Consider the following 26,749-nt stretch of genomic DNA (forward strand, 5'->3'; position numbering starts at 1 on the left):
AGGCAGGGTCGCAGGGGAATAGGGAACGAGAAGGGGACGTTCGGAGCATGGTGTCAGCCAATGAACCGCCGAAGTCACGCCTCCGCCTGATGGCGGTGCACGCGCACCCCGACGACGAGTCGAGCAAGGGTGCCGCCACCATGGCCAGGTACGCCGCCGAAGGACACGAGGTCATGGTCGTGACCTGTACCGGCGGCGAAGCGGGCAGTGTGCTGAACCCGGCCATGGACCGCCCCGAGGTAGTGGCCAACATGACCGAGATCCGCCGCGAGGAGATGGCCCGCGCGGCCAAGATCCTCGGCGTGAGCCACGCCTGGCTCGGATTCGTCGACTCGGGCCTGCCCGAGGGCGACCCGCTGCCCCCGGTGCCGGAGGGCTCGTTCGCGGTCATCCCGCTCGAAGAGTCCACCGGTGCGCTGGTGAAGGTCATCCGCGAGTTCCGCCCGCACGTGATCGTCACCTACGACGAGAACGGCGGGTACCCGCACCCCGACCACATCCGCACGCACGAGATCTCGGTCGCGGCCTTCGACGCCGCGGGCGAGGAGGGGCGTTACCCGGACGCCGGCGAGCCGTGGCAGCCGATGAAGCTGTACTACGTGCACGGCTTCTCGCGTGCCAGGATGACGGTGTTCCACGAGGCCCTGCTCGAACGCGGCCTGGAGTCGCCGTACGAGGAGTGGCTCAAGTCGTGGGACCCGGAGAAGGCCGACGTCATGGAGCGGGTGACCACCCGCGTCGAATGCGGCGACTACTTCGAGCAGCGTGACGAGGCCCTCAAGGCGCACGCCACCCAGATCGACCCGAACAGCCGCTGGTTCGCCGTCCCGCGCGACCTGCAGCGCGAGGTCTGGCCGACCGAGGAGTACGAGCTGGTCCGCTCACTGGTGGACAGCACCCTGCCGGAGGACGATCTGTTCGCCGGCTTGAAGGAGGGCTAGATGAGTTTCGTGGTGCCGGCGTTCGCTGTCGTTCCGGTGACGGCGACGTCGCAGTTCCTGGCGCAGCAGCCCGGCAACGGCGACAACGGCGGCCAAGGTGAGGACTTCGGCAAGTCGTCGCCGGTGGGTTTCCTGATCCTGATCCTGTTCCTGATCGCCGTCGCGCTGCTGGTGCGGTCGATGACCAAGCACCTGAAGCGTGTTCCGGAGAGCTTCGACGAGCCTGCGGTTTCCGCGGAGGCTCCGGTCGAGGAAGCTCCCGAGGCCCCGAAGGCTGACACTGAGTCGGCCGCCAAGACGGAGAAGCCGACCGCCAAGTCCGACTGAGCGCCGCTATGAAAGGTCCTTTCCTTGCAAAATTTGCAAGGAAAGGACCTTTCATAGCATTCCCGAAGCGCGTCAAAGGCGCGGGTCGACCGGATCCGACTCCAGCGCCAGCACGGCGAACACGCATTCGTGCACCCGCCACAGCGGTTCCCCGCGCGCCAGCCGCTCCAGCGCCTCCAGCCCCAGCGCGTACTCGCGCAGCGCCAGCGCCCGCTTCCGGTTGAGACCCCGCTTGCGAAGGCGCGAGAGGTTCTCCGGCAGCGTGTAGTCGGGCCCGTAGATGATCCGCAGGTACTCGCGCCCGCGCACCTTCACCCCCGGTTGCACCAACCCGCGCGCGCCCCGCGTCAGGTTCGCCGCCGGTTTGACGACCATGCCCTCGCCGCCCGCACCGGTCAGCTCCAGCCACCAGTCGACGCCGCGCGTCACGGAAGCCTGGTCGGTGGTGTCGACGGAGAGAGTTCGTGTGCGGGTGAACAGGTCGCCGGTGAGCCGGTCCAGCAGCGAAAGGTGCCACTCGTGCGGCCGGTCGTGGTACGCGTGTCCCTCCGACGCCAGGATCTGGAACGGCGCCAGCCGGACGCCGTCGAGACCGTCGGTCGGCCAGCAGTAACGCCGGTACGCCCGCCGATACGCGTCCACAGTGGACTCGCGAACCCGGGTCCGCTCCACCAGCTCCGCCACGTCGACCCCACGAGCGGCGGCCGCGTCCAGTGAGGCGACGGCGGCGGGCAGCACGGCTTGGGCCGCCGCGCCAACGGCCGCGTACTGATCCGAGATCAGCGACCCCGCTTTCGCGCTCCACGGCAGCAACTCCGTGTCGAGCAGCAGCCAGCCGGTGTCCAGTTCGTCGAACAGCTCCGAAGCCGCGTCCCGCACACCGGCGAGCAGCCGTGCGTTCTGCTCCGGGGTGAAGAACGGCCGCCCGGTGCGGGTGTAGACCGCGCCCGGACCCTGGATCCCGAACCGGGCGGGCGCCACGTCGTCGTCACGGCAGACGAGTACGACGGCACGCGAGCCCATGTGCTTCTCCTCGCACAGGACGTGGTCGACACCCGAGGCGCGGAACTCGGCGAAAGCCTCCTCGGGGTGTTCGAGGTAGCCGTCCACCTCGGACGTCGAACACGGCGCCATGGTCGGCGGCAGGTACGGCAGCCAGCGCGGGTCGACGGCGAAGCGGCTCATCACTTCGAGCGCCGCCGCCGACTGTTCGGCGGAAACCCCGACCCTGCCGTGGTGCCGCGTCTCGACGATCCGCTTCCCGGTGACGTCGCCCAGTTCCAGCACCGCCGGTTCGCGTCCGCCCGGCGGCCGCGCCGGTTCGAGCGGACGTGACGGCTCGTACCAGACCTTCTTCGCCTTCACCGAGACGACTTCCCGCTCCGGGTAACGCAAAGCGGTCAGCTTGCCGCCGAAGACGCAGCCGGTGTCGAGACACATGGTCCCGTTGATCCACTCCGGTTCCAGCGTCGGCGTGTGTCCATAGAGGACCATCGCCTTGCCGCGGTAGTCGCGCGCCCACGGCAGGCGCACCGGCAGGCCGTACTCGTCGGTCTCTCCGGTCGTGTCGCCGTACAGCGCGGTGCTCCGGACCCGGCCGGACGCGCGCCCGTGGAACTTCTCGGGCAGACCGGCGTGCGCGACGACGAGCTTGCCGCCGTCGAGAACGTAGTGCGCGATAAGGCCTTCGCAGAAAGCGTGCGCCTTCGCGCGGAAGTCGTCGTCCTGCGTGGAAAGCTGTTCCAGTGATTCCGCGAGTCCGTGCGTCCTCTTGACGTCGCGCCCGTTCAGCGCGCGGACCAGTTTCTGCTCGTGGTTCCCGCAGACGACCAGCGCGCTGCCCGCCTCGGCCATCGCCATCACCCGGCGAAGCACGCCAGGCGTGTCGGGGCCGCGGTCGACGAGGTCGCCGACGAACACCGCGGTCCGGCCGTCCGGGTGCACGCCGTCGACGTAACCCAGTTCGGTGAGCAGTTCGTCCAGTTCCTCCCGGCAGCCGTGGACGTCGCCGATCACGTCGAACGGCCCGGTCAGTTCGCGGCGGTCGTTGCGCAGCGGCTCGACGACGATCTCCGCTTCGGCGACCTCGGCTTCGCTCCGCAACACGTGCACGCGACGGAAACCCTCGCGCTCCAACGACTTCAGCGAACGGTGGAGTTCGCCGCGCTGCCGCCGGACGACGTGCTCGCCGAAGTCGCGGTCGGGCCTGGCCTCGTTGCGTTCGTGGCAGACCTTCACGGGCAGATCCAGCACGATCGCCGTCGGGAGGACGTCGTGCTCCTTCGCCAGCTTCAGCAGGCTTGCCCGTGACGCGCGCTGGACGTTCGTCGCGTCGATCACGGTGATCCGGCCCGCTTCGAGCCGCTTCGCCGCGACGTAGTGGAGCACGTCGAAAGCGGCGGCCGAGGCGCTCTGGTCGTTCTCGTCGTCGGCCACCAGGCCGCGGAAGTAGTCGCTGGACAGCACCTGCGTCGGCGCGAAATGCGTCCGCGCGAAGGTCGACTTGCCGGAGCCGGAGGCGCCGACGAGCACGACGAGGGACATGTCGGGAATGGTCAGTTTCATGCCACGGCCTCCTTTCGAGACGTGAAGACCGCCATTTGGGTCGGCGGTCCTGATTCCTGGGACTCCTGTCCCACCGGCAGGTGCCGGACGTCGTAGCCGTGTCGTGCCGCGACGTCCTCCGCCCACGAGCGGAACTGCTCGCGGGTCCATTCGAAACGGTGGTCGGCGTGCCGGAACCGGCCGTCTTCGAGGAATTCGAAGTGCCGGTTGTACTCGGCGTTCGGCGTCGTGACGAGCACGGTCCGCGGCGCGGCGACACCGAACACGGCGTGCTCCAGCGCGGGCAGGCGCTCCTCGTCGACGTGCTCGATCACCTCCATCAGCACGGCCGCGTCGTATCCGGCCAGCGACGGGTCCGCGTACGTCAGCGCGGACTGCTTCAGGGTGATCCGCGTCTTGACTTTCAGCCGCTTTTCGGCGATGTCGAGCGCGCTCGCGGACACGTCGACGCCGACGATCTCGGTGAACGACGGCTCCTTCTGGAGCACGCGCAGCAGCGCGCCACCGCCGCAGCCGAGGTCGAGAACGCGCCGCGCGCCCGCCGCCCGGAGCGCCGCGAGCACACTGCCCTGGCGCTGGACGGCCAGCGGTTCGGGCCGGTCCGGCAGCTCGGTGACGCGGGCTTCGGCCTCGGCGGGCACGTCGTCCGCTTCCGCCAGGCGGGTGAGCGCGTACGAGACGATCGGGCGGCGTCGTTCGAGGTACCGGTCGGTGATCAGGTTTCTTTCCGGATGCTCCGCGAGCCAGCCCTCGCCGACACGCAGCAACTTGTCGGCTTCGTCCTGGCCGATCCAGTAGTGCTTGTCGCCGTCGAGCGCGGGCAGCAGAACGTACAAGTGCCGCAACGCGTCGACGACCCGCTGGGTCCCGGTCAGCCGGAGATCGACGTAGCGCGAATCGCCCCATTGCGGGAATTCGGTGTCGAGCGGGATGGCCTTCGCGTCGACGTGCCAGCCGAGCGGTTCGAAAAGCTTGTGAACGACCTCCGCGCCACCGCGCGCGGTCAGCGACGGGACGCGGATCTCCAGCGGGAGCCGCTCGTCGACCAGCTCCGGCCGTTTCGCGCACCGGCCCGCCAGCGCCGTCGTGAAGACCGCGCGCAGCGCCACCGCCAGATACGAGCCGCCCGCGTACGGCCGGTCGTTGACGTACTGGGTCAGCGACGTGCCACCACCGCGCACCAGCTCGATCGGGTCGATCTCGACCAGCAGCGCGACGGTGCAGCGCTCGTCGGACGCCTCGGGATAGAAGACGTGCGCGTTTCCCGCCGACAGCGTGAAGGACTGCGCCTTCTCCGGATGCTTGTGCAGGAGAAAGCCCAGGTCGGTGGCGGGGTTCCGGGTGGTCGTCATGGTCAGGAGCACCGGATGAGTGTCGCGCAGACGGCCGTTCTGCGCGCCCGCTTTTCCGCGTGCGACCCTGGTGACATGTCGAACCGCCTGAAGGCCGCGACCAGTCCGTACCTGCTGCAGCACGCCGAGAACCCGGTGGACTGGTGGCCATGGGGTGAAGAAGCGCTTGCCGAGGCGAAACGCCGGAACGTGCCGATCCTGCTTTCGGTCGGCTACGCGGCTTGCCACTGGTGTCACGTCATGGCGCACGAGTCCTTCGAGGACGAGGCCACCGCCACGCTGATGAACGCGAACTTCGTCAACATCAAGGTGGACCGCGAGGAGCGCCCGGACATCGACTCGGTGTACATGGCGGCCACGCAGGCGATGACCGGACAGGGCGGCTGGCCGATGACGTGTTTCCTGACGCCGGAGGGGGAGCCGTTCCATTGCGGCACTTACTATCCGCCGTCACCGCGGCCGGGGATGCCGTCGTTCTCGCAGCTGCTCGTCGCCGTGGCCGAAGCCTGGGGTGAGCGTCCTGACGAGTTGCGATCCGGTGCCCGGCAGATCATCGCCCACCTCACGGAGAAGAGCGGGCCGCTGCCGGAGTCCGTTGTGGACGGTGCCGCGCTCGATTCCGCGGTCGCCACGCTGCGCAAGGAGTACGACACCGGGAACGGCGGATTCGGGGGAGCGCCGAAGTTCCCGCCGACGATGGCGTTGAACTTCCTGCTGCGTCACCACGAGCGCACCGGTTCCGGCCTCGACATGGTCGAGCACACGGCCGAGGCGATGGCACTGGGCGGCCTCAACGACCAGCTCGCCGGCGGGTTCGCGCGCTACTCGGTCGACGCGGGCTGGGAAGTGCCGCACTTCGAGAAGATGTTGTACGACAACGGTTTGCTGCTGCGTTTCTACGCGCAGTTCCACGGGGTGACCGGGCACGAGTACGCGCGGCGCACGGTCGAGGAGACCGCGGAGTTCCTGCTGCGCGACCTCGGCACGGCCGAAGGCGGTTTCGCCGCGTCGCTCGACGCGGACACCGATGGCGTCGAGGGGCTCACCTATGTCTGGACTCCCGCGCAGCTGGCCGAGGTGCTCGGTGAGGAGGACGGCGCCTGGGCGGCCGGACTGTTCCAGGTGACCGAACGGGGCAACTTCGAGCATGGTGCCTCGACCCTGCGGCTGCGCGAGCCGCATCCCGAGGACGAAACGCGTTATGCGCGAGTTCGCCGCACGCTGCTGGCCGCGCGCGACGAACGTCCGCAGCCCGCTCGTGACGACAAGGTCATCGCCGCGTGGAACGGGCTCGCGATCGGCGCGCTCGCCAAAGCGGGCGCGCGGTCGAACCGTCCGCAGTGGATCGATGCGGCCGCCCGTGCGGCGGCTTTCCTGATGAGCACCCATTTCGTGGACGGACGGCTGCGCCGGACTTCGCGCGGCGGCGTCGTCGGCGCGACGGCCGGGGTGCTGGAGGACTACGCGTGCCTCGCCGAGGGCCTGCTCGAACTCCACCAGGCGACCGGCGAGCCGCGTTGGCTCGCCGACGCGCTCACCCTGCTGGACCTCGCCTTGGCCCACTTCGGCGTTCCGGACGCGACGGGGGCCTACTACGACACGGCCGACGACGCGGAAGTGCTGGTGCAGCGGCCTTCCGACCCGACCGACAACGCGAGCCCGTCGGGGGCGTCGGCGCTGGCGAACGCGTTGCTGACCGCGTCCGTGCTGGCCGGGCACGACCGGGTGGGCCGCTACCGCGAGGCGGCAGAGCAGGCCTTGGCGCGGGCGGGACGGCTCGCCGCCCACGCGCCACGGTTCGCCGGACACTGGCTCACGGTCGCCGAAGCCGCCGCTGCCGGCCCGGTTCAGGTGGCGGTGGTCGGTCCGGATGCCGCTTCACGCGCGGAGCTGCTGGCCGCCGCCCTCGCTTCGTCGCCGGACGGCGCCGTCGTCGTGAGCGGCACGCCGGACGCGGACGGAGTACCGCTGCTGGCGGATCGGCCGCTGGTCGACGGTGCCGCCGCCGCGTACGTGTGCCGTGGGTACGTGTGCGAGCGGCCCGTCACGACCGCGGAGGAACTGCGCTCTCAGCTCACCAGTCCCACGCCATAGGGGCGAAGGCGCCGCCGCCGGTCTGTGGTGCGCCTGCCGGTTTCACCGCGACCTGCGGCCTCGGCGTGGGCTTGGTGGGTTCCGGCGGGACACCCGTCACCGTGAACGTCCGGGCCGACTTGCGGCCATCGGTGCAGGTAAGCGTCGCGACGTAGGTGCCGGGTGTCTTCACCACATGCCCGTAACCGCCGTATTTCCCGAAGTTCCCGCCGATGGTCCAGCCGATCGGCTCGGCGAGACCCGGCGAGGTCACCGGGCCGTTCGGGACGCAACCGCCCGCCCCGGCCCTGGTCTCGGCGTAGATCCGCGCGCCGGGCCCGAGCTCGGCCGGGCCGAGGTACCAGCTGGGCCCGGTGGCCGCCGCGGCGGGCGCGACCACCGCCAGCTGGGCCGCTCCGAGCACGAGAGCGCCGATCATGACCTTCTTCAGCATGAGGTTCCCCTTTCCTCGCCGACTGCTGATGGGAACACGTCCGCGCAGGTCATCAGGTTGCCCGCGGTTTCGCCGGGCGAGAACACGCCTGACTCTCGCTTGATACGGGCGTAGCGTCGGTATTGTTGTAATCATGTAATCGCGGAGGCGAGCATGCACACCTACTTCAGGACGGCGAGGCGGATGGGACGTGGAGGCTGGAAGGGCCGGGGCGGCTGGCAGCAGGCGGACATCCCGTCGGCGGACGACGCGGCCGCGTGGTTCGGCGGGCGGCTCCCGGAGGGCTGGTTCACCGGAGATCCCGAGGTCACGGTGGATCGCGAAGAGATCGTGATCGTCGGCGAGCTCCCGCCGCTCACCGGTGACCACGCCGACGACGCCGCCCGTGCGGCGGCCGAAGACGGCCGGATCAGCCGGTTCCGTGAGGAGACCCGCGACGAGAGGATCGAGATCGCGCGCCAGGCCGAGCACCGGTATCAGCGCAAGGTCGCCTGGGGCGCGAGCCTCGGCGGCACGAGGCAGCTGTTCACCACGCATTCGGCGCCGGTGATGACCAGGCTGCGGCAGCCGGAACGCCTGGTCCTCGACACTCTCGTCGACGCCGGCGTCGCGCGGTCGCGGTCGGAGGCGCTCGCCTGGGCGGTCCGGCTGGTCGGGGAGCACGCGGACGCCTGGCTCGCCGAGCTCCGGGAGGCGATGACCAAGGTGGACGATCTCCGCGCACAGGGACCGGACCTTTCCTGAGGCCGGTCTGTTCTGTGCTGCGCCTCCCGATGCGGTGCGGCAGGCTGAACGCAGACCGCACCGCATCGGAGGAATCGTGGACACACCAGGGCTTCCCGCGAAAATCGACCCGGACGCGCTGACCGCCGTCCTCGATGGACGGTGGGCCGGGCTCCGCCGCGCGGTGCGCGCGCAGATGGCGGCGGAGGATTTCGAAGACCCGGTCGACATCGACACCGAAGCCCATCGCGCCCAGGTGCTCGAAGGGCTGCGGCTGCTGGCCCGCACCGATCGTCCGGGGCTCGGGTTCGACCCGGCGTACGGCGGTGGCGGCGACGTCGGCGGCGCGTTGACGTCGTTCGAGATGCTGGGATTCGGCGACCTCTCGCTGATGGTGAAGGCCGGTGTCCAATGGGGTCTGTTCGGCGGCGCGGTGCAGCTGCTCGGCACCGAACGCCACCACGAGCGCTACCTGCGGAAGATCAAGGATCTGGAGCTGCTGGGCTGTTTCGCGATGACCGAGCACGGTCACGGCTCGGACGTCCAGCACCTGCGCACCACCGCGACCTACGACCCGGCGACGCGCGAGTTCGTCGTGCACACGCCGGACCGGGGCGCGATGAAGGAGTACATCGGCAACGCCGCCCGCGACGGCGAGCTCGCGGTGGTGTTCGCGCAGCTGATCACCGGTGGCGAATCGCGCGGCGTGCACGCGTTCCTGGTGCCGATCCGCGGTGAGCACGTGAGCGGCGTCGAGATCGAGGACTGCGGTCGCAAGGCGGGTCTCAACGGCGTCGACAACGGACGGCTCACCTTCACCCAGGTGAGGGTCCCGCGCGAGGCACTGCTCAACCGGTTCGGTGACGTCGCCGAGGACGGCACGTACAGCAGTCCGATCGAAAGCGACGGCCGCAGGTTCTTCACGATGCTCGGAACGCTCATCCGCGGCCGGGTCAGTGTCGCGGGCAGCGCCGGCAGCGCGACGAAGCGCGCGCTCGCGCTGGCCGTCCGGTACGGCGAGCAGCGGCGGCAGTTCGCGCGGCCCGACGGCGAGGAGGTCGTGATCCTCGACTACCGCGCCCACCAGCGGAAACTGCTGCCCGCGCTGGCGACGTCGTACGCACTGCACTTCGCGCAGGAAGCACTCGTCGCGACGCTGAACGACCTCGCCGAGGACGCGCCGGAGGAAGAGCAGCGAGAGCTGGAGTCGCGCGCCGCCGGCGTCAAGGCCGTCTCGACCTGGCACGCGACCGCGACCATCCAGGCGGCTCGTGAAGCGTGCGGCGGCTCCGGCTATCTGTCGGAGAACCTGCTCGCCGGGCTGAAAGCGGACACGGACGTCTTCACCACCTTCGAGGGTGACAACACCGTGCTGCTGCAGCTGGTCGCGAAGGGCCTGTTGACCAGCTACAAGGACCATTTCGAGGATCTCAGCCCACTCGCGACCGCGCGGTTCGTGGCGGAGCAGCTCGTCGAGGCCGTGATCGAACGGACGTCCGCGCGGAAGGTGGTCGAGCGGCTCACCGAAGCGGATGACGGCGACGTCCTCTACTCGCGCGAATGGCACCTGAAGCTGTTCGAAGACCGCGAAGAGCACGTACTCGGCGGCGTCGCGCAGCGCCTGCGTAAAGCGGGTTCGGACCCCTTCGGTGTCTTCAACGACGCGCAGGATCACGTGCTTCGCGCCGGACGCGCGCACGTCGACCGGGTGGTGCTGGAAGCGTTCGTCGACGCCATCGAGCGCTGCGCCGACGCTGACGCCCGTGAGCTGCTGGAGCGGGTCTGCGACCTCTACGCGCTCGCGAACATCGAGGCCGATCGGGGCTGGTTCCTCGAACACGGGCGCCTGACCTCCGGGCGCTCGAAGGCCGTCACCGCCGCGGTGAACGCGTTGTGCGCCGACCTGCGCCCGCACGCGCGGACCCTCGTGGACGCCTTCGCTATCCCCGAGCGGTACCTAGCGGCTCCGATGTTGCGGGACTGACCCCGGCACGCTGCTCGGCGAGCTCGGCCCGCAACGCCTTGACCTCGCGGGTCAGCTCGTCGAGATGCTCGCGGGTCACCGCCTGCGCGTTCTCGTCGGCCTCGGCCACCCGGCGGATCAGCCACGAGGCGAGCGTCGCGGTGACCACACCGAGCAGGGCGATCCCGGCGACCATCAGCCCGACCGCGACGACCCGGCCGGTGCCGCTGACCGGATAGCGGTCGCCGTAGCCGACCGTGGTGATCGTCGTGATCGACCACCACACCGCGTCCGGGAAGTCGGTGATCGGCGCGTCCGGCGCGGCACGTTCGGCGTCGAGCACGGCGAGCGCCGAACAGAACACGATGAGCGCCGTCGCGCCCACCGTGTAGACCACGACGCGGCCGCGCAACGACAGGCCGGCGTTGCGGTTGAGGATGTTGAGCACCGTGACCAGGCGGAGCAGCCGCAGTTGCCGGATCAGCGGGAGCACGATGATCAGCAGGTCGAAGATGTTCTTCTTGAGGAAGTCCCGCTTGTCGTCGGCGTACTTGAGACGAACGCCGTAGTCCAGGGCGAAGACCGCCCACGCGACCCACGTGACGACCTCGCACCAGACCCGCCCGGTCTGCCCGAGCGAGGGCTGAAGGATCGGCCAGGCGTACGCGGCCAGGAACAGTACGGCGGCGGCGTTGAGCGGCCACTCCATCCGCTTTTCCCACATCGGACGTCTCCTCACCTGGCCTTTCCAGGTGCACGTTAAGCGATGTCGAGAGCCGTTCCATAGAGTTCGCCGGTTTTGAGGGTGATGTAGAGCCTTCGCTCGGCCGCGATGGTCTCGAGGAACTCCGCTTCGTCGCCGGGCTTTTGCCGCTGCGCGGCGAGATAGTCGAGGCCTGCCGCGTCGCCGGGTGTCCGAGTGACTTCGGAGAGTTCCGCTTTTCCTTCCACGACAGCGAATTTCCAGTGGTCGGCGCTGGAGACGTAGAGGGAGGCGGTGGGGTTGTTACGGAGCTGCTTGACCTTCAAGCGGTCCTCGGTCGTGCTGATCCGGACTTCGCGCCTCTCGGGATCCCACATGTAGACGACGGTGGAGAGATGAGGGCGGCCATCGCGCTTGAGGGTCGCGAGTGCGCCGAAGGTGTGCTCGGAGAGGAAGTCGCTGAGGGCCGCGTCGGCGAGGCGGCGGGGCGGTGCGTTCTTGGCCATGGGGCGATCATGGGGCCCCGGCTGGGGCGCCGGAAGAAGGCACTTTCTTGTGCCAGAGGGAACACGCGTGTGTCCGTCCTGGTCACGCCGGTGCCGCACTCGTGATCAGAGACGTAACTCGCGTGTTCAGAGACGTAACTCGCGTGATCAGGCGCGCCACACGTGAGTTACGCGCCTGATCACGTGAGTTACGCGTACATGGCCAGCCAGATCGCGATGTAGTGCGAAACCGCCGCCAGAACCGTGCAGGCGTGGAAGAACTCGTGGTACCCGAAGGTGTCCGGGAAGTGGTTCGGCCACTTCACCGCGTAGAACACCGCGCCCAGCGTGTAGAACAGCCCGCCGACGCAGAGCAGGACGAGCGCCGCGACGCCGGCGTGCGTGGCCAGTTCGGGCAGGACGAAGACGGCGACCCAGCCCAGCGCGATGTAGATCGGCACGCCGAGCCAGCGTGGCGCGTTCGGCCACAGCATCTTCAGGGTGACGCCGCCGATCGCGCCGCCCCACACGATCGCGAGCACGATGTACCCGGTCGGCTGGGACATGGCCAGAAGGGTGAACGGCGTGTAGGTGCCGGCGATGAACAGGAAGATCATCGAATGGTCGGCGCGCTTCATCCATTCGTATGCTCGTGGGCTCCACAAGCGACGGTGGTACAGCGCGCTGACGCCGAAGACGCCGAGGACGGTCAAGCCATAGACCGATGTGGACAAAGCGGCGATACCCGACACAGTGGACGCCGCGAGGCTGATGAGGGTCGAGGCTCCGGCGACAGCGCCGAAGAAGGACCAGAAGTGGATGTGCCCACGCAACCGAGGACGCGTGTCCACCACGGGCGTGGGGCCGGACGGCTGGGGTTCGGTCACTACGCTCACTCACCCAGGTTACGGCACCGTAGGTTTTTCGCCAGTGTCCGTGGCGCGTCCCACTGGGACCCGCGAGGTGACTACTCTCCAGTGGCGTGAGTCTTCGGTCCTTCTTGTCAGACGTCGTGTACAGCGCCTACGGCAGGCGCCTGATCCAGCAGGCCAAGGGGCGCCATCCACGCCACATCGCCATCATGCTGGACGGCAACCGCCGCTGGGCGCGCGAAGCGGGCTTCACCGACGTCGCCGACGGGCACCGCGCGGGCGCCAAGAAGATCGCCGACTTCCTGAGCTGGTGCAACGAGGCCGACGTCGAGGTCGTCACCATGTGGCTGCTCTCGACGGACAACCTCGGCCGCGCGGCCGAGGAACTGAGCCCGTTGCTGAAGATCATCACCGACGTCACCGACGAACTCGCCGCGCCGCACACCCCGTGGCGGCTTCGCATCGTGGGCGCACTCGACCTGCTGCCCCCGGAGGTCGCGAAGGCCCTCAGCGCGGCCGCGGAGCGCACCGAGGGGCGCACCGGGATGGAGGTCAACGTCGCGGTCGGTTACGGAGGGCGTCAGGAGATCGCCGACGCGGTCCGCAAACTCCTGCTCCAGCACGCCGACGAGGGCACCTCGATCCGCGAGCTCGCGAAGATTCTGGATGTCGACCACATCTCCGAACACATGTACACCTCGGGCCAGCCGGATCCGGATCTGATTATCCGCACCTCGGGTGAGCAGCGGCTTTCCGGATTTCTGCTCTGGCAATCGGCGCATTCGGAATTCTGGTTCACCGAAGCTTATTGGCCCGCGTTCCGCCGGGTCGATTTCCTGCGCGCCATGCGCGATTACGCGTGGCGGCACCGGCGCTTCGGTTCCTGACCCCGGACATGACGAAGGCCCCGGCGTGCACTCCGGGGCCTTCGACGTCGTCACTGAAGATCAGTGGCCGTGGTGCTCCAGCGAGTGGAGGATCAGCGCCGGGGTGGTGGCGATGCCCGTGTAGGCACCGGCGACCAGGGAAGCGGCGCCGTAGCCCAGCGCGCCGCCGCCCTCGATGAACGTGTTGTAGGCGTCGCCGAACGTGGGGTCCGGGGTGCCCGTGGTGTCACCGGTGGCGGCGAACGCGGTCCCGCCGACCATCATGATGCCCGCGGCGACGGCGGAAACGAAACCAGCCTTCTTCAGCACTTCGCACTCCTTGATAGAGATGTTCAGGGATCGGGGGCACCGAATCCGGTGGGGGTGTCCCGCAGTGAGAAAATTACTCGCTATTCAGGATTTGTGACCGTCTCGTAAGCCCATTGTGTGAGCCGAAAAAGGCGCATTTCACTCGGTCCGGTTCTCTGTCTCGGGCACAAAATGCGTCCCGCGACGACGCGTGGTAGAACCCGCCGTCTCATCAGGTGAACGCCCTGCGTCGCGTTAATCCATCCGGGTCACGTCGACGAGCGTCCCTGAATGGAGATCATCATCACGCACCGTAACGGTGACCAGGCGTTGATGTCACGCGACCGACAGTGAGATGACGGTTTGGCGAATCACCGTGGTGGCTGCCTGCGCGATCGGCCGGACGCAGGTACCTTCCGGAAGTGAGGGTTCGCGTCCCATGCGGACTCTCACGGGAGGCCCTGGTCGTGGCGGTAGTCGACAGGGCGGCACAGCCGCCCAGTGGATGCACGAGGGGGCCGGCACCCGGCCCTCGTGGCCGTGCCGACTGACGTGGAAGACGTCGGAAGGAACGGTTAGCCAGGGAAGTGCCCGGCCCAGCGAGTGCGGGCGTGGTGCCACGCCCACGAGGGAGATGCCGTCGTGACTGCGCAGCGTTCACCCCGCAAGGCCTCTGGCCGTTCTTCGACCGGTGCCTCTGGCCCGGAGAAAGCCTCGATCTCGCCCGAATCCCAGCGGTCCACTTACGTGCTCGACACGTCGGTCCTGCTCTCTGACCCCTGGTCGGTGACCCGGTTCGCCGAACACGCGGTCGTGCTCCCGCTGGTCGTCATCAGTGAACTGGAGGCGAAACGTCACCATCCCGAACTGGGGTGGTTCGCGCGCGAAGCGCTCCGCATGCTCGACGACCTGCGTCGTCAGCACGGCAGGCTCGACGCGCCGATCCCGATCGGTGAGCACGGCGGCACCCTTCAGGTGGAGTTGAACCACTCCGACCCCACGGTGCTCCCGGTCGGCTTCCGCACCGACTTCAACGACCACCGCATCCTCGCCTGTGCGCTCAACCTGGCGGCGGAACGCGCGTCGGTCACGCTGGTGACCAAGGACATCCCCCTGCGTGTCAAGGCGGGCGCCGTCGGTCTCGAAGCCGACGAGTACCGCGCGCAGGAGGTGACGCCCTCGGGCTGGACCGGGATGGCGGACGTGGACGTCCCGCAGACCCTGGTCGACGCGCTGTTCAGCGGGTCTTCCGTGGATCCGGCGGAATTCGGGATGCCGGAGGTCGGTGAACTGCCCTGTCACACCGGCTTGCGGCTGCTCGCGGGCAGTTCGAGCGCGCTGGGGCGGGTCACCGCGGACAAGCGGATCCGCCTCGTGCGCGGTGACAAGGAGGCGTTCGGCCTGCACGGCCGGTCGGCCGAGCAGCGGGTGGCGCTGGATCTCCTGCTGGACTCCGACGTCGGCATCGTCTCGCTGGGTGGACGCGCCGGCACGGGCAAGTCGGCGCTCGCGCTCTGCGCGGGGCTGGAGTCGGTGATGGAACGCCGCCAGCACCGCAAGGTGGTCGTGTTCCGGCCGGTGTACGCGGTCGGCGGCCAGGATCTGGGCTACCTGCCCGGTTCCGAGAGCGAGAAGATGCAGCCGTGGGCGCAGGCGGTGTTCGACACCCTCGGCGGGCTGGTCAGCCAGGACGTCCTCGACGAGGTCTTCGACCGCGGCATGCTCGAAGTGCTTCCGCTGACCCATATCCGCGGCCGGTCGCTGCACGACACGTTCGTCATCGTCGACGAGGCGCAGTCCTTGGAGCGCAACGTGCTCCTGACCGTGCTTTCGCGGCTCGGCACGGCTTCGCGGGTCGTGCTCACCCATGACGTCGCGCAGCGCGACAACCTGCGGGTCGGGCGGCACGACGGCGTTTCGGCGGTGATCGAGAAACTCAAGGGTCACCCGCTGTTCGCGCATATCACGCTGACCCGGTCCGAGCGATCGCCGATCGCGGCGCTCGTCACCGAAATGCTGGAGGACCACGGATAACCGGACCGGGGGAGTCCACTTGGGACAGTCTCAAGTGGACTCCCTCGGGTTCACCAGCCCGAAGGCAGTGGACGCCCTTCCGCGAAGCCGGCGGCGGACTGGATCCCGAGCAGCGCGCGCTCGTGGAACTCCTCCAGCGTGCGCGCGCCCGCGTACGTGCAGGCGGAGCGGACACCGGAGCCGATGGAGTCGAGCAGGTCTTCGACGCCGGGGCGAGCCGGGTCCAGCGCCATCCGCGACGCCGAGATGCCCTCTTCGAACAGGCCCTTCTTGGCGCGTTCGAAGACGTTGTCCGTGCGCGTGCGGGCGCCGACGGCGCGCTTCGACGCCATGCCGAACGACTCCTTGTACGGTTTGCCCTGCTCGTCGTAGCGCAGGTCGCCAGGGGATTCGTGGGTGCCCGCGAACCATGAGCCGACCATCGCCGCCGACGCGCCGGCGGCGAGTGCCAGCGCGACGTCGCGCGGATGCCGCACGCCGCCGTCCGCCCAGACGTGCTTGCCCAGTTCGCGCGCCGCCGCGGCGCATTCGGCGACGGCGGAGAACTGCGGGCGCCCGACGCCGGTCATCATCCGGGTCGTGCACATGGCGCCGGGGCCGACGCCGACCTTGACGACGTCCGCGCCCGCGTGGATCAGGTCGCGCGTGCCCTCGGAGGTGACCACGTTCCCGGCGACGACCGGGACCTGCGGGTTCACCGACCGGACGGCCTTCAGCGCCGAGATCATCTTCTCCTGGTGGCCGTGGGCGGTGTCGACGACCAGCACGTCGACGCCTGCCGCGAGGACGGCCTCGGCCTTCGCGGCGACGTCGCCGTTCACGCCGATCGCGGCGGCGACGCGCAGGTTGCCGCCGTCGTCGACGGCCGGGGTGTAGATCTCCGCGCGCAGCGCCGCGATCTCGGTCAGGACGCCGGCGAGCCTGCCGTTTTCGTCGATGCCGAGCGCGAGGCGGCCGCCGTGGTCGTGCAGGCGCTCGAACACCTCACGCGGGGGCGTATCCAGCGGGACCGTGACGACCGCAGGCTCCGCGACGTCGGCGAGGCGCGCGAAGCGGTCTACGCCGGCGCAAGCCGCTTCGTCGACGACACCGACGGGCTTGCCGTCCTCGTCCACGACGACGACGGCGCCGTGGGCTCGTTTGCCCACCAGGTTCAGCGCGTCGGCCACCGCGTCTCCGCCGGTCAGCACGAGCGGGGTGTCCCATACGGTGTGACGGCTCTTGACCCAGCCGACGATGTCGGCGACCGCGGCCACGTCGACATCCTGGGGCAGGACGACGAGCCCACCGCGCCGGGCGACCGTCTCGGCCATCCGGCGACCGGCGACGGCGGTCATGTTGGCCACCACGATCGGGATCGTCGCGCCGGTGCCGTCCACGGTGGACAGGTCGACGTCGAAACGGGACTCCACGTCCGACCGGTTCGGCAGGAGGAAGACGTCGTCGTAGGTCAGGTCGTGAGCGGGCCGATGCCCGTCGAGAAAGCGCACGAGGCCCCAGGATACCCGCGTGGGACACTGTCGGCATGACCGACCGGGACCGTGACGAAGCCGGACGAGCCCGCAACGCCCGCCCGCGGGACGGTCTCGGCAGGCCGCTCCCGTACGGCGCCGACGGTGTCGAACGACAGCCCGAGGGCATCGAACGGAGCCCTGGGGACACCATCTCCGAGGCGCAGCGCCTGCTCGACGCGGGCCGCCCGTTTCACGCGCACGAGGTGTTCGAGGACGCGTGGAAGTCCACTGACGGGCCGGAGCGGGAGCTGTGGCGCGGTCTCGCGCAGCTCGCCGTCGGCCTGACCCACGTGGCCCGGGGAAACGGGAACGGGGCGGCCTCGCTGCTGGAGCGCGGCGCCGAGAACATCGAGCCCTTCCGCGAGGCCCGGCCGCATGGGATCGACATCCCGGGGTTGCAGGCCTGGGCGCGGAAGATGGCCGAAGAGGTGAAGGTGCGTGCGCGGGTGGAGCCGGTCGCGCCGCGCCTACTGGCCCGGACCCCGCCCCGCCACCACCCTCAACGGCCAGGCTTCGCCTGACTGGTCAGACCCTCTAGCGCCGAACCCGAGCGGTAGAGCTCGATCAGCAGCGGCCGTAGTTCCAGGCCGGCCGGGGTGAGCCGGTAGCTGGTCCGGCTCGGGAATCCCGGCAGCTCCTCGCGGACTGCGAGACGTCGTGCGGTCAGGTCGCCGAGGCGTTCTGTCAGCACCTTCGCGGACAGGTCGGGCAACGCCGCGCGCAGGTCACTGAAGGACCGGGCTCCGCCCATCAGCTCCCGGAGGACCAGCGTCGTCCAGCGGCCCGAAATCGCGGCGAGCGCGACCTCGACGGGACAGTCCGGCTCCGGCCGCCGCGTACGGCCGCGGGCGTCCGGGACGAGTTCGCCGTCGAAGGTTTCCGTTTGGTGACCTGCTTCGCGGTCGGTTTCGCTGTCCGCATGACGCATTCCCTCAGTGTGCCTTTGACCACCGACCCCGCCGAACATCCCTTCGTCTTCCAAGCCGCCTTCAACACCGGATCCGCCGAAATCCTCGACACGGTCTACGAGCCGGACGCCGTGTTCGTCGGCCGGGACGGCGTGCGGGTGAGCGGCGCGGAACGCCGGGCCGCGAACGGCGGGATCCTCGCGCTCGGCAAGCCCATCAAGGTCAGTCCGCGCCAGGTGCACGTGGCCGGTGACCTGGCCTTGCTGATCGTCGACTGGGTCATCGAGGGCCACCTCTCCGCGACGGCCACCGACGTCGCGAGGCGTGGCGGGGACGGACTCTGGCGCTACGTGATCGACAACCCCTTCGGCATCGGCGCGCCTTGAGTACTCGACATACCGCGAGTATGTTACTTCGAGTAGGGATACTGCCCAGTAGGTAACGGCGGGAGGAAGCGCGGATGAGCGAGCCCAGTGAACTGCTGGCCGAACCGCTGGAACTGCGGTGTGGCGCGGTCCTGCCGAACCGGCTGGCCAAGGCCGCGCTCAGCGAACAGCTCGGCGATCGTCGCAACCGGCCGACCGCCGAACTGGCCGAGCTGTACCGGACGTGGTCGCGAGGCGGTGCCGGGACACTGATCACCGGCAACGTCATGGTCGATCCGACCGCGCTGGGCGAACCGCGCAACGTCGCCGTGCCCCGTGAGCCGGACGCGACCGAGTTCAAGCCGTGGGCGCGGTCGGCGGACGGGACCGAGTCCCGGTTGTGGGTCCAGCTCAACCATCCCGGCAGGCAGAGCCCGCGTTTCCTGTCCCGGCAGCCGGTCGCGCCCTCGGCGGTCCCGTTCGGCGACCGCGGCATCCGCTCGGTGTTCGCGACTCCGCGGGCGCTGACCGTCGACGAGATCGAAGCGATCATCGAGCGGTTCGGCGTGGCCGCGCGGACCGTCGTCGACGCGGGATTCGCCGGTGTCCAGATCCACGGCGCGCACGGCTACCTCGTGTCACAGTTCCTTTCACCACTGACCAACCGGCGCACCGACGGCTGGGGCGGTGACGCGCTCCGGCGGCGCCGGTTCCTGCTGGAAGTGGTCGCCCGCGTGCGCGCCGAGGTCGGCGACGCGGTGCCGATCGCGGTCAAACTCAACAGCGCGGACTTCCAGCGCGGTGGCTTCAGCGAGGAGGAATCGCTCGAAGTCGTCCGCGAACTGGGTGAAGCGGGGATCGACCTGCTGGAAGTCTCCGGCGGCACCTACGAGAAGACCGCCATGATGGGCTCCGCCAAGGCGAGCACCGTCAGCCGTGAGGCTTACTTCCTCGACTACGCCACGAAGGCGCGGCAGGTCACCGACGTCGCGCTGATGGTCACCGGTGGCTTCACCAGTCCGCGAGGCATGGCGGACGCGCTGCGTTCCGGCGCGCTGGACGTCATCGGTCTCGGCAGGCCGCTGATCGTCGACCCGGCACTGCCCGGACGCCTGCTGAAGGGCGAGGACGTCCGCGCGCGGCGCACGGCCCCGAAGACCGGCATCCGGCTGGCAGACAGCCTGCTTGAGATCCAGTGGCACACCCAGCAGATGCACCGGGTGGCGGCCGGAAAGCCGGTGGACCCGCGGCTCGGCGCGGTGCGGACGCTAGTACGTGCCGGCGTCGCGGATCCGCTCAACGCTTTCCGGCGGGTCCGGGGCTAAGTAGTCGTCCACTTCGTCTTTGCGGCTGAACGTGCGGTCGAATCCGACCGCGGCCGCCGCGAGACCGGTGAACAGCACCCCGATCAGCACGCAGTTGAACGCGACACCGCCGTAGCCGTTGATCCCCGGATCGACGAACGGGTACGGGTAGAACCCGATGAACGCGCCGCGCACCAGCGTGACCGCGAGCCAGGCCAGCGGATACAGCAGTGACCACCACAGGACCCGCCACGACAACTGGCCGCGCGGCCCGAAGAGCAGCCAGCCCGCGACGCACATCAACGGCGACACCTTGTGCAGCATCGTGTCGGCGAAAACGGCCCAGCCGTGCAGTTCGTAGAGATCGGCCAGCGCGACCTGGAAGACGACACCCGTCACGGTGATGCCGACGAGACCGGTGAGCCGCAGCACGCCGAACAGCGTCGACCGGCCCGCGACACCGAGCGCGAGCAGCAGGCTGCCGAGGCCGACCAGGATGTTCGAATCGATGGTGAAGAAGGCCAGCAGGTTGGCCACCCGGCCGGCCGGAGTGTGGAAGGTGCCGCCGGTGGTGCCCGCGGAGACCGGGATCTGGGCGGCGAGACCGGCGATCACCACCAGCGCGGTCAGGCCGAACCAGGCGCGCGCGATCTTGGAAGCCTGCATTCGCCCACTTTATGGGTGATCGGGCGGGGACGTCCCGTCACCACCGTGCGCCGCCACTCGATCGGGGGCGGGATGCCGCCGGGTCTTCCCGCCCATCGGGTCATATCGTGGGAAACGATGGACGTCGAGCGGAGGCCCGGACGCCGCGGACGGGTCGCGCGGGGGCCGGCGGAGGACAGCGGACCCGTCGCCGAGTTCGCGCGGCGGCTGTGGGAGCTGAAACGGGCCGCCGGCGACCCTTCCTACGACCGCATGCGCGACGAGTACGGCGCGCTCGCGTCGAAGTCCGCGCTTTCGGCCGCCGCCCGCGGTGAACGGCTGCCCAGCTGGGAGACGTCCTGGGAGTTCGTCCGCGTGCTGGCCGCCGGGGTGCTCGGCGGTGACGAGGACGAAGTCCGGCACGAATGGCGCGGTGCGTGGGAACGCGCGCGGGACGCGCTGGCCTCCGGTGTGGCGCCCGAACCCGCGCCCGAGCGTTCGCGCCGGACGGCGTTCCTGCTCGCCGGAGCCGTGGCGGTCGTCCTCGTCGCGGCGCTGGTGTTCGTCTTCGCCGCGCCCTTCGGTTCCGAACCCGCCGCCCCGGCCGGCGACGCGTCGGAATTCGTCGCCGACGTGACCGTGCCCGACGGCAGCGAGGTCGCGGCCGAGTCGACCTTCGTGAAGATCTGGGAGTTCCGCAACGCGGGATCGGTCGGATGGGTCGGCCGCTATCTGGTCCGCGCCGGTTCGTTCGGGAACCCCGGCGAATGCGCCACCCCCGACCGCGTCCCCGTCCCGCAGACCGCGCCCGGCGAGCGCGTGCGCGTCTCCGTCGAGGTGCGCGCGCCCGATCGGCCAGGGCATTGCCAGGTGTACTGGAAGATGGCCGACGAGCAAGGGCACATCCTGCTGCCGAACACGCGCGCGGTGTTCTTCTCGGTCCGCGTCATTTGACCTCCGGGCCGATGGCCAAAGCGCTGACCTGCATGGACATTGCCTTTTCGGCCATGGCCATTTGGTGGTCGTGAATCGCTTCCGGAGTGGCTTCGGCGGCCTTTAACGTCATCGGCGTCCGGGAATTCCGGATGGGGATTTTCCGAAACACTCTCACATTATTTGCGGAAAGGGAATCCATGCGTCCGTACGTCAAGGTCGCCGCACTGGCCGGGGCCGCGCTCACCGTGGCGCTCCTGCCGGTCACCGCCGCACAGGCGGCTCCGGCGCCCGCTTCGGGCAGTGATCCGATCATCACCTGCGAATCCGGCTACCACGGCTGGATGCGCCGGGCCGGGAAGGACGCGATCTGCCTCAAGCCGGGTACGCGCACTTGGGACGTCAAGGTGTTCGAATGCGCCGGGGATCTGACGGTGCATTTCAAGAACGGCGAGAAGGCCTATTGCGGGGGAAACATGAAGATCGGCCTCGACCTGGCCGTCCAGTCCAATGTCGTCAAGACCGTTGTGGGGAACCGATGAAGAAGAAGCTGTTCGCCGTCGTCCCGGTCGCGCTCGCCGGCACCCTGCTGATGGCTCCGTCCGCTTCGGCGGCGTCGAAGGTCTGTGAGGGCGGACCACTGATGGGCGGGAAGACGAAGGTCGTCGAGGTGAGCGCGGGGCAGAGCATCGACATCACCGTGCACAACCACGACTACCGGGGAATGCTCGTCCAGATCATCGACGACGTCTTCGACAAGGGTCTCTGGAGCGGGGCGATCGCGCCGGGCAAGGAGCGCACGGTCAAGCACGGTGTGCTCGGGGAGCCGCCGGTGTACCACAAGATCCGGTTCGAGGTGACCTCCAACCTGTCGAACAACTACACCTACCGGATCTCTTCGGACCGCTGCTACTGAGGCGTTTAGTCCTCTGAATGCGGTAGTTGCACGCGCAAGGACCGCATTCAGAGGACGAAATGCGGGGAGTTCAGGGCTTGAGGAGGCCGCGGACGGTGTCGATGGTGTCGGCATCCGCGGCCTCCTTGTCCGGCCGGTACCGCACGACGCGCGCGAAGCGCAGCGCCAGCCCGCCCGGATACCGCGTGCTCACCTGGGCCCCGTCGAGTTCGATTTCGACGACGAGCTCCGGGCGGACGTGCACCACCCAGTCCGTGCGGTGGGTCTCGATCTCCTGGAACGTCTTCGTCTGCCAGGCCAGCAGCTCGTCGGTCATCCCCTTGAACGTCTTGCCGACCATGATCGGCGGCCCGCCGTCCGGGTCACGGGCGCCGAGATGCAGGTTCGACAGCGTGCCGGTGCGCCTGCCGTGACCCCATTCCGCGGCGAGCACGACCAGGTCGATCGTGTGCACGGGTTTCACCTTGAGCCACGCGCGCCCGCGGCGGCCTGCCGCGTACGGCGACGCGAGGTCCTTGACCATCACGCCTTCGTGCCCGGCGGCCATCGCCGCTTCCAGCACCGCCTCGGCCGAGGCCGGCGCGATCTCGCCCGGGATGACGTGCTCGCCCGCGACCTTTCGCAGGGCGACGTTGCGCTCGGACAGCGGAGCGTCCAGCAGGTCGACCCCGTCGAGGTGCAGGCAGTCGAAGAAGTACGGCCGCAGGAGGAGTGCCTTGACCTGCTCCTCGCGCGTGCTGCCGAACCGGCTCATCGTCTCCTGGAACGGCCTCGGCCTGCCGTCGTCGGTCAGCGCCAGCGTCTCGCCGTCGAGTACCACCGACGTGCAGGGCAGGGAGCGCACCAGATCCACGAGTTCGCCGACGCTGCCGGTGATCTCCCGAAGCGTCCGCGTGTAGACGTGCACCTCGTCGCCTTCGCGGTGGACCTGGATCCGCGCACCGTCCATTTTGTACTCGACGAGCGACTCGGCGTGTTCGGTGATCGCCTCGTCCAGCGACTCCGCCGGGGAGGCCAGCATCGGCCGGATCGGCCTGCCCAAGGCCAGTTTGAACTCCGCCAGCCGCTCGCGGCCGCCCGTCATGGCCGCCAGGCCCGTCACCGGCAGCTGCCCGGAGAGCATGAAAGCCCGCCGGACGTCCTCGGCCGGGATCTCGGCCGCCGCCGCGATGGCGTCCACCATGATCCCTTCGAGCGCGCCCTGGCGGAGCTCGCCGGTGAGCAGCCGGAACAGGAACTCCTGCTCCTCCTTGGTCATCTTGGTGAACAACGCCCGCAACGTGTCCGCGCGCAGCTTCACCGAACCCGACCCTGACGTCGCCCCCACAGTGCCGAACGCCGTGTCCACCTCGGCGACGGTCAACGACGGCTCGGCGGCCGGGGCCGCCTGCAGCTCGGCCAGCGTCCGCCAGCCGGTGCCGATACGGCCCTGCGTCGGCTGGCCGGTGAGGAACGCGATGACCGCGGGCAGTTCCAGCTCACCAGCGGCGCGCAGGACCGCGGCCAGGGTGGCGATCTTCGCCTTTCTGGACCTCGTGGCGGCCAGTTCGGCCGACGCGGTCACCACCTCGGTGAGCAACATGGGTCCATCATGGACCCGGGCACCGACAGTTTCGCGCCGAGCGGCTCATGTACGCGCCGAGGTCACCGAGGCTGAAGGGGACTTTCCCCTCGTCTCACGCGGTGAAGGGCGCTTTGGTCGCATCGCACGCGGGGAAGCGCGATTCCTGTCCGAGCGGGCTCACGTGTGCGCGGGATCGGCGACCCAGCTGGCGAGCAGGCGTAGCGCGCGTTCGCTGTCGGAGCCGGGCTCGGCGGTGTAGATCACCAGGGCCTGGCCCGGATCGTCGGGCAGCCGGAGCGTCTCGTAGCGCAGCCGGAGTTCACCCACGATCGGGTTGAGCACGACCTTCGACGAGTGTGCCTTCTCGCGCACGGTGTGCTTCGCCCACAGCTTCCGGAACGCCTCGCTGCCGAGGGAGAGCTCGCCGACCAGCTGGGCGAAGCGCGGATCGTCCGGATACTTCCCGCTCTCGGAGCGCAGGTTCGCCACGATCTCCTTCGCCACGGTTTCCCACTCCGGGTGGAACTCGTGGGCGTGTTCGTCGAGGAAGAACATCTTCGGGATGTTGCGCTCGCCCGCCGGCCGAGCGGCGAAGTCGAAGGAAAGCGCGGAGCCGAGCGAATTCCAGGCCAGCACGTCCCCGTAGCGGTCGAAGATGAGCGCCGGGGCCTGGATGGCGTTCAGCATCAGCTGGAGTTCCGGCCGGATCCGCGGCGGCCGGGGCCGCGCGACGCGCTTGCGTTTCGGGGCGGCCAGATTGCGCAGGTAGGCCTCCTCGTCGCGGTGCAGCCGCAGCGCCCGGCTCAGCGAATCGAGGACGGAGTCGGACACGTTGCGCGCCCGGCCCTGCTCCAGGCGCGTGTAGTAGTCGACGCTGATCCCGGCCAGCTGCGCGAGCTCCTCGCGGCGCAGCCCGGCGACCCGCCGCTGGTTGAACCCCGTCGGCAGGCCGAGGTCCGCCGGGTCCAGCGCGGCCCTGCGTGCCTTGAGGAAGTCGCCCAGTTCGGCCGTCTCGGTCATGGTTCCGAGTATCCCGGATCGCCGGGGGCGCGTGCCTGGTCCTGACAGACCCAGGCTGGTCGTGGCCGCGGTTCCGATTGGCTTATGGTCCGGTCGAGAAAGCGTAATTTGGCTCTTCGGTTCGGGCCAAAGAGTGGTCATCGTGGGGGCATGGACAACGAACGAAGAGGCGTGACGATCGGCGTACTGGGGGTGCTGATCGTCGGCGCGTCCGTGCCGGTGACGGGGATGCTCGACGGGTACCCGGTGATCACCGGTCAGGCGCTGAGGTACGCGCTGGCGGGAGTGCTCCTGCTGGCGTGGGCGCGGCTGAGCGGGCGCCCGCTGCCGTTGCCGGGCGCGCGCGACATCCCGTCGCTGCTCGCGCTCGCGGCGACCGGGATGATCGGGTTCCAGGCCTGCCTGTTGTTCGCGCAGCGCTACGCCGAACCCGGTCTGGTCGCCGCGTTCCTCGGCGGCACGCCGCTCGTGCTCGCTCTCGCCGGTCCGTTGGTCAAGAGGAAGCGGCCCTCACTGGCGCCGGTGACCGGGGCGGTGCTCGCCGGTCTCGGGATCGCCGTGCTGTCCGGCGGCGGCGCGGCGCGCTGGCAAGGTCTGGTGCTCGCGGCGCTGGCGATGGTGTGCGAAGCGCTCTTCACACTCCTCGCCGTCGGTGTGCTCGACAGGCTCGGGCCGTTGGCGACCGCGACCTGGGGTTGTTTCGCCGCGGGGGTCGGCGGCGCGGTCGTCGGGACGATCATCGACCCGTCCGGCGCCTGGGCGTGGCCGGACGGGCGTGAACTGATCGCGCTCGGTTACCTGACGGTGGTCGTCACCGCCATCGCGTTTCTTCTTTGGTACTCGGCGGTTTCGGCGCTGGGCGCGGACCGGGCAGGGGTACTGGTCGGGCTGATGCCGGTCTCCGGCCTCGCCGTCTCGCTTCTGCTCGGCATGCAGGATTTCCGCTTCTCCCAAGTGATCGGAGTCGCGCTGGTGTCCTCAGGCGTCGTGATCGGCCTGCGCCGCCGCGAGTTCCGCGAGCCTGGCGCACTTGACGTCGAAGTGCTTGACGACGTCGCCGCCGATGATCGCGACCATGACCGAGCGCAGCGGCCCGTCCATGGTGACCTTCTGGACGAATTCCGTCCCGCCGTCGACCTCGGTCAGGTTCAGCACGAGTTCCATGGCGCCCAACGGAATCGGCTGGCGGAAGGCGATCTCGCGATGCTCGGTCAAGGACGTGATCGTGAACGGCTCGGCGACCCGTGAGTGCACGCGGCCGCGGAATCCGTTCGGTACGAGGAAACCGGTCGAGCCCACCTCGGCGGGACCGTGCAGTTCGACGCTGACGAGGTCGGGATCCCAATCAGGCCACCGGGTGAAGTCGGCCAGCGGCGCCCAGAGCGCGGACGGCGGGCAGGGGAGGATTTCGCGGGAGGTTCTGGTCCAGGTCATACCCGCACGATATACGGAACTGTCAGTCTCGTAAACTGAGGGCATGGCGAGAGGCAGGCCGAGGGAAGAGGGAATCGACGACGCGGTCCGCGAGGCCGTGCGGGCGCTGCTGACCGAAACCGGTTACCAGCGCTGCACGGTCGACGCGGTCGCGGCGCGGGCCGGTGTCGGCAAGGCGGCGGTGTACCGGCGATGGCGGTCGAAGGCGGAACTCGTGTTCGCCGCGGTGATCCATCCCGTGGAGCTCGAACCGCCGTCGGACACCGGCTCGCTGCGGGGGGACGTGGCGGCGGTCCTCGAGGTGATCCAGTCCTCTTTGGACGGTGTGGAACTCCGGCAGGCGCTGCCTTCGCTGCTCGCCGACGTCCGGGCGGACCCGGCGCTGGAAACGCGGTTCGGCGAGGTGTTCCTCGGCCGTGAACGCGGATATCTGGTCCAGATGCTGGATCGGGCCGTCGCGAGAGGGGAACTCTCGCGAC

At 69.3% G+C, this 26,749-nt stretch carries 28 protein-coding genes and 1 pseudogene; 15 read left to right on the forward strand and 14 right to left on the reverse strand.

Features of this window, described 5'->3' with window-relative positions; translation table 11 throughout:
• The first annotated feature begins 47 nt into the window (after window positions 1–47).
• Together mca and ACFVM3_RS05065 are read left to right on the forward strand one after the other, a co-directional pair.
• A complete protein-coding gene (gene mca / locus ACFVM3_RS05060; protein ID WP_378435668.1) occupies window positions 48–941 on the forward strand; it encodes a mycothiol conjugate amidase Mca in 894 nt (297 codons plus the stop codon).
• Window positions 942–1,268 carry a hypothetical protein gene (locus ACFVM3_RS05065; protein ID WP_378435670.1) on the forward strand — a complete coding sequence of 109 codons (327 nt, stop codon included), beginning with the start codon at window positions 942–944 and terminating at the stop codon, window positions 1,266–1,268.
• 72 nt (window positions 1,269–1,340) lie between these two features.
• Here ACFVM3_RS05065 and ACFVM3_RS05070 read toward each other — a convergent pair whose 3' ends face one another.
• Together ACFVM3_RS05070 and ACFVM3_RS05075 are read right to left on the reverse strand one after the other, a co-directional pair.
• Window positions 1,341–3,833 (reverse strand): polynucleotide kinase-phosphatase, encoded by a 2,493-nt coding sequence (locus tag ACFVM3_RS05070; RefSeq protein ID WP_378435672.1) that lies wholly within the window; start codon window positions 3,831–3,833, stop codon window positions 1,341–1,343.
• Window positions 3,830–5,197, reverse strand: coding sequence for a 3' terminal RNA ribose 2'-O-methyltransferase Hen1 (locus ACFVM3_RS05075; RefSeq protein ID WP_378435674.1), 1,368 nt, complete (start codon window positions 5,195–5,197; stop codon window positions 3,830–3,832). The genes ACFVM3_RS05070 and ACFVM3_RS05075 overlap by 4 nt, the downstream gene beginning before the upstream one ends.
• Window positions 5,198–5,260: 63 nt before the next feature.
• Here ACFVM3_RS05075 and ACFVM3_RS05080 point away from each other — a divergent pair, with 63 nt between their 5' ends.
• The gene (locus tag ACFVM3_RS05080) at window positions 5,261–7,279 is read left to right on the forward strand and encodes a thioredoxin domain-containing protein (RefSeq protein ID WP_378435728.1); all 2,019 of its coding nucleotides are present in this window, start codon (window positions 5,261–5,263) and stop codon (window positions 7,277–7,279) included.
• Here the strand turns inward: ACFVM3_RS05080 and ACFVM3_RS05085 are convergent.
• Complete coding sequence (locus tag ACFVM3_RS05085) at window positions 7,260–7,712, reverse strand: hypothetical protein (RefSeq protein WP_378435676.1); 453 nt, start codon at window positions 7,710–7,712, stop codon at window positions 7,260–7,262. The genes ACFVM3_RS05080 and ACFVM3_RS05085 overlap by 20 nt on opposite strands.
• A 183-nt stretch (window positions 7,713–7,895) precedes the next feature.
• Here ACFVM3_RS05085 and ACFVM3_RS05090 point away from each other — a divergent pair, with 183 nt between their 5' ends.
• Both ACFVM3_RS05090 and ACFVM3_RS05095 read left to right on the forward strand, forming a co-directional pair.
• On the forward strand, window positions 7,896–8,456 hold the full coding sequence (locus tag ACFVM3_RS05090) for a hypothetical protein (RefSeq protein WP_378435729.1): 561 nt from the start codon (window positions 7,896–7,898) through the stop codon (window positions 8,454–8,456).
• A 76-nt stretch (window positions 8,457–8,532) separates the two neighbouring features.
• Window positions 8,533–10,419 carry an acyl-CoA dehydrogenase gene (locus ACFVM3_RS05095; protein ID WP_378435678.1) on the forward strand — a complete coding sequence of 629 codons (1,887 nt, stop codon included), beginning with the start codon at window positions 8,533–8,535 and terminating at the stop codon, window positions 10,417–10,419.
• Here the strand turns inward: ACFVM3_RS05095 and ACFVM3_RS05100 are convergent.
• The 3 genes from ACFVM3_RS05100 to ACFVM3_RS05110 form a co-directional block, all read right to left on the reverse strand.
• A complete protein-coding gene (locus ACFVM3_RS05100) occupies window positions 10,376–11,122 on the reverse strand; it encodes a potassium channel family protein (RefSeq protein WP_378435680.1) in 747 nt (248 codons plus the stop codon). The genes ACFVM3_RS05095 and ACFVM3_RS05100 overlap by 44 nt on opposite strands.
• Window positions 11,123–11,157: 35 nt before the next feature.
• Window positions 11,158–11,607 carry a pyridoxamine 5'-phosphate oxidase family protein gene (locus ACFVM3_RS05105; RefSeq protein WP_378435682.1) on the reverse strand — a complete coding sequence of 150 codons (450 nt, stop codon included), beginning with the start codon at window positions 11,605–11,607 and terminating at the stop codon, window positions 11,158–11,160.
• Between the two features lie 188 nt (window positions 11,608–11,795).
• Window positions 11,796–12,437, reverse strand: coding sequence for a hemolysin III family protein (locus ACFVM3_RS05110; protein ID WP_378435731.1), 642 nt, complete (start codon window positions 12,435–12,437; stop codon window positions 11,796–11,798).
• A 131-nt stretch (window positions 12,438–12,568) separates the two neighbouring features.
• On the opposite strand from ACFVM3_RS05110, the gene ACFVM3_RS05115 reads away from it, so the two are divergent.
• The gene (locus tag ACFVM3_RS05115; protein WP_061986121.1) at window positions 12,569–13,345 is read left to right on the forward strand and encodes an isoprenyl transferase; all 777 of its coding nucleotides are present in this window, start codon (window positions 12,569–12,571) and stop codon (window positions 13,343–13,345) included.
• A gap of 60 nt (window positions 13,346–13,405) precedes the next feature.
• On the opposite strand, the gene ACFVM3_RS05120 is transcribed toward ACFVM3_RS05115, so the two are convergent.
• Window positions 13,406–13,654, reverse strand: coding sequence for a hypothetical protein (locus tag ACFVM3_RS05120; RefSeq protein WP_378435684.1), 249 nt, complete (start codon window positions 13,652–13,654; stop codon window positions 13,406–13,408).
• A 726-nt stretch (window positions 13,655–14,380) separates the two neighbouring features.
• Here ACFVM3_RS05120 and ACFVM3_RS05125 point away from each other — a divergent pair.
• A complete protein-coding gene (locus tag ACFVM3_RS05125; protein ID WP_378435732.1) occupies window positions 14,381–15,667 on the forward strand; it encodes a PhoH family protein in 1,287 nt (428 codons plus the stop codon).
• 50 nt (window positions 15,668–15,717) lie between these two features.
• Here the strand turns inward: ACFVM3_RS05125 and ACFVM3_RS05130 are convergent, their stop codons facing one another.
• Window positions 15,718–17,157, reverse strand: coding sequence for a GuaB1 family IMP dehydrogenase-related protein (locus tag ACFVM3_RS05130; RefSeq protein WP_378435685.1), 1,440 nt, complete (start codon window positions 17,155–17,157; stop codon window positions 15,718–15,720).
• A gap of 35 nt (window positions 17,158–17,192) precedes the next feature.
• Between ACFVM3_RS05130 and ACFVM3_RS05135 the strand changes: the two genes are divergently transcribed.
• Window positions 17,193–17,702 (forward strand): DUF309 domain-containing protein, encoded by a 510-nt coding sequence (locus ACFVM3_RS05135; protein ID WP_378435687.1) that lies wholly within the window; start codon window positions 17,193–17,195, stop codon window positions 17,700–17,702.
• Here the strand turns inward: ACFVM3_RS05135 and ACFVM3_RS05140 are convergent.
• The gene (locus tag ACFVM3_RS05140; protein ID WP_378435689.1) at window positions 17,681–18,109 is read right to left on the reverse strand and encodes a winged helix-turn-helix transcriptional regulator; all 429 of its coding nucleotides are present in this window, start codon (window positions 18,107–18,109) and stop codon (window positions 17,681–17,683) included. The genes ACFVM3_RS05135 and ACFVM3_RS05140 overlap by 22 nt on opposite strands.
• On the opposite strand from ACFVM3_RS05140, the gene ACFVM3_RS05145 reads away from it, so the two are divergent.
• Both ACFVM3_RS05145 and ACFVM3_RS05150 read left to right on the forward strand, forming a co-directional pair.
• Window positions 18,101–18,475, forward strand: a complete 375-nt coding sequence (locus ACFVM3_RS05145) for a YybH family protein (protein WP_378435691.1) — start codon at window positions 18,101–18,103, stop codon at window positions 18,473–18,475. The two genes, ACFVM3_RS05140 and ACFVM3_RS05145, sit on opposite strands and share 9 nt — an antisense overlap.
• 74 nt (window positions 18,476–18,549) lie before the next feature.
• Window positions 18,550–19,779, forward strand: a complete 1,230-nt coding sequence (locus ACFVM3_RS05150) for an NADH:flavin oxidoreductase/NADH oxidase family protein (RefSeq protein WP_378435692.1) — start codon at window positions 18,550–18,552, stop codon at window positions 19,777–19,779.
• Here ACFVM3_RS05150 and ACFVM3_RS05155 read toward each other — a convergent pair.
• Entirely contained in the window at window positions 19,723–20,424 is a 702-nt protein-coding gene (locus ACFVM3_RS05155) for a Pr6Pr family membrane protein (RefSeq protein ID WP_378435694.1), read from the reverse strand. The two genes, ACFVM3_RS05150 and ACFVM3_RS05155, sit on opposite strands and share 57 nt — an antisense overlap.
• A 117-nt stretch (window positions 20,425–20,541) precedes the next feature.
• Between ACFVM3_RS05155 and ACFVM3_RS05160 the strand changes: the two genes are divergently transcribed.
• The gene (locus tag ACFVM3_RS05160; RefSeq protein ID WP_378435696.1) at window positions 20,542–21,357 is read left to right on the forward strand and encodes an NBR1-Ig-like domain-containing protein; all 816 of its coding nucleotides are present in this window, start codon (window positions 20,542–20,544) and stop codon (window positions 21,355–21,357) included.
• Here ACFVM3_RS05160 and ACFVM3_RS05165 read toward each other — a convergent pair.
• Window positions 21,350–21,508, reverse strand: a complete 159-nt coding sequence (locus ACFVM3_RS05165; protein ID WP_378435698.1) for a hypothetical protein — start codon at window positions 21,506–21,508, stop codon at window positions 21,350–21,352. The genes ACFVM3_RS05160 and ACFVM3_RS05165 overlap by 8 nt on opposite strands.
• A gap of 28 nt (window positions 21,509–21,536) precedes the next feature.
• Between ACFVM3_RS05165 and ACFVM3_RS05170 the strand changes: the two genes are divergently transcribed.
• Both ACFVM3_RS05170 and ACFVM3_RS05175 read left to right on the forward strand, forming a co-directional pair.
• The gene (locus tag ACFVM3_RS05170) at window positions 21,537–21,878 is read left to right on the forward strand and encodes a hypothetical protein (protein WP_016337171.1); all 342 of its coding nucleotides are present in this window, start codon (window positions 21,537–21,539) and stop codon (window positions 21,876–21,878) included.
• Window positions 21,875–22,252, forward strand: a complete 378-nt coding sequence (locus ACFVM3_RS05175) for a hypothetical protein (protein WP_125791894.1) — start codon at window positions 21,875–21,877, stop codon at window positions 22,250–22,252. The genes ACFVM3_RS05170 and ACFVM3_RS05175 overlap by 4 nt, the downstream gene beginning before the upstream one ends.
• Window positions 22,253–22,322: 70 nt before the next feature.
• On the opposite strand, the gene ACFVM3_RS05180 is transcribed toward ACFVM3_RS05175, so the two are convergent.
• Together ACFVM3_RS05180 and ACFVM3_RS05185 are read right to left on the reverse strand one after the other, a co-directional pair.
• Window positions 22,323–23,834, reverse strand: a complete 1,512-nt coding sequence (locus ACFVM3_RS05180; protein ID WP_378435700.1) for an ATP-dependent DNA ligase — start codon at window positions 23,832–23,834, stop codon at window positions 22,323–22,325.
• Between the two features lie 159 nt (window positions 23,835–23,993).
• On the reverse strand, window positions 23,994–24,836 hold the full coding sequence (locus ACFVM3_RS05185; protein ID WP_378435702.1) for a helix-turn-helix transcriptional regulator: 843 nt from the start codon (window positions 24,834–24,836) through the stop codon (window positions 23,994–23,996).
• 150 nt (window positions 24,837–24,986) lie between these two features.
• Here ACFVM3_RS05185 and ACFVM3_RS05190 point away from each other — a divergent pair.
• Window positions 24,987–25,817 (forward strand): annotated as a pseudogene (locus ACFVM3_RS05190) (DMT family transporter); the annotation flags it as partial.
• On the opposite strand, the gene ACFVM3_RS05195 reads toward ACFVM3_RS05190, so the two are convergent.
• Window positions 25,815–26,315, reverse strand: coding sequence for an SRPBCC family protein (locus ACFVM3_RS05195; protein WP_378435704.1), 501 nt, complete (start codon window positions 26,313–26,315; stop codon window positions 25,815–25,817). The pseudogene ACFVM3_RS05190 and the gene ACFVM3_RS05195 sit on opposite strands and share 3 nt — an antisense overlap.
• Between ACFVM3_RS05195 and ACFVM3_RS05200 the strand changes: the two genes are divergently transcribed.
• A partial coding sequence (locus tag ACFVM3_RS05200; RefSeq protein WP_378435706.1) for a TetR/AcrR family transcriptional regulator occupies window positions 26,314–26,749 on the forward strand: 436 nt, incomplete at its 3' end. The genes ACFVM3_RS05195 and ACFVM3_RS05200 overlap by 2 nt on opposite strands.

The sequence above is a fragment of the Amycolatopsis sp. NPDC057786 genome (assembly GCF_042797905.1).
In the GTDB taxonomy this organism is placed as follows: domain Bacteria; phylum Actinomycetota; class Actinomycetes; order Mycobacteriales; family Pseudonocardiaceae; genus Amycolatopsis.

Excerpts from the sequence above, each read along its gene's own strand:
- mca (WP_378435668.1), top strand. The coding sequence starts at position 48 with ATGGTGTCAGCCAATGAACCGCCGAAGTCACGCCTCCGCCTGATGGCG.
- ACFVM3_RS05065 (WP_378435670.1), top strand. The coding sequence starts at position 942 with ATGAGTTTCGTGGTGCCGGCGTTCGCTGTCGTTCCGGTGACGGCGACG.
- ACFVM3_RS05070 (WP_378435672.1), bottom strand. The coding sequence starts at position 3,833 with ATGAAACTGACCATTCCCGACATGTCCCTCGTCGTGCTCGTCGGCGCC.
- ACFVM3_RS05080 (WP_378435728.1), top strand. The coding sequence starts at position 5,261 with ATGTCGAACCGCCTGAAGGCCGCGACCAGTCCGTACCTGCTGCAGCAC.
- ACFVM3_RS05085 (WP_378435676.1), bottom strand. The coding sequence starts at position 7,712 with ATGCTGAAGAAGGTCATGATCGGCGCTCTCGTGCTCGGAGCGGCCCAG.
- ACFVM3_RS05090 (WP_378435729.1), top strand. The coding sequence starts at position 7,896 with ATGGGACGTGGAGGCTGGAAGGGCCGGGGCGGCTGGCAGCAGGCGGAC.
- ACFVM3_RS05100 (WP_378435680.1), bottom strand. The coding sequence starts at position 11,122 with ATGTGGGAAAAGCGGATGGAGTGGCCGCTCAACGCCGCCGCCGTACTG.
- ACFVM3_RS05105 (WP_378435682.1), bottom strand. The coding sequence starts at position 11,607 with ATGGCCAAGAACGCACCGCCCCGCCGCCTCGCCGACGCGGCCCTCAGC.
- ACFVM3_RS05135 (WP_378435687.1), top strand. The coding sequence starts at position 17,193 with ATGACCGACCGGGACCGTGACGAAGCCGGACGAGCCCGCAACGCCCGC.
- ACFVM3_RS05145 (WP_378435691.1), top strand. The coding sequence starts at position 18,101 with ATGACGCATTCCCTCAGTGTGCCTTTGACCACCGACCCCGCCGAACAT.
- ACFVM3_RS05140 (WP_378435689.1), bottom strand. The coding sequence starts at position 18,109 with ATGCGTCATGCGGACAGCGAAACCGACCGCGAAGCAGGTCACCAAACG.
- ACFVM3_RS05150 (WP_378435692.1), top strand. The coding sequence starts at position 18,550 with ATGAGCGAGCCCAGTGAACTGCTGGCCGAACCGCTGGAACTGCGGTGT.
- ACFVM3_RS05155 (WP_378435694.1), bottom strand. The coding sequence starts at position 20,424 with ATGCAGGCTTCCAAGATCGCGCGCGCCTGGTTCGGCCTGACCGCGCTG.
- ACFVM3_RS05160 (WP_378435696.1), top strand. The coding sequence starts at position 20,542 with ATGGACGTCGAGCGGAGGCCCGGACGCCGCGGACGGGTCGCGCGGGGG.
- ACFVM3_RS05170 (WP_016337171.1), top strand. The coding sequence starts at position 21,537 with ATGCGTCCGTACGTCAAGGTCGCCGCACTGGCCGGGGCCGCGCTCACC.
- ACFVM3_RS05175 (WP_125791894.1), top strand. The coding sequence starts at position 21,875 with ATGAAGAAGAAGCTGTTCGCCGTCGTCCCGGTCGCGCTCGCCGGCACC.
- ACFVM3_RS05180 (WP_378435700.1), bottom strand. The coding sequence starts at position 23,834 with ATGTTGCTCACCGAGGTGGTGACCGCGTCGGCCGAACTGGCCGCCACG.
- ACFVM3_RS05185 (WP_378435702.1), bottom strand. The coding sequence starts at position 24,836 with ATGACCGAGACGGCCGAACTGGGCGACTTCCTCAAGGCACGCAGGGCC.
- ACFVM3_RS05195 (WP_378435704.1), bottom strand. The coding sequence starts at position 26,315 with ATGCCCTCAGTTTACGAGACTGACAGTTCCGTATATCGTGCGGGTATG.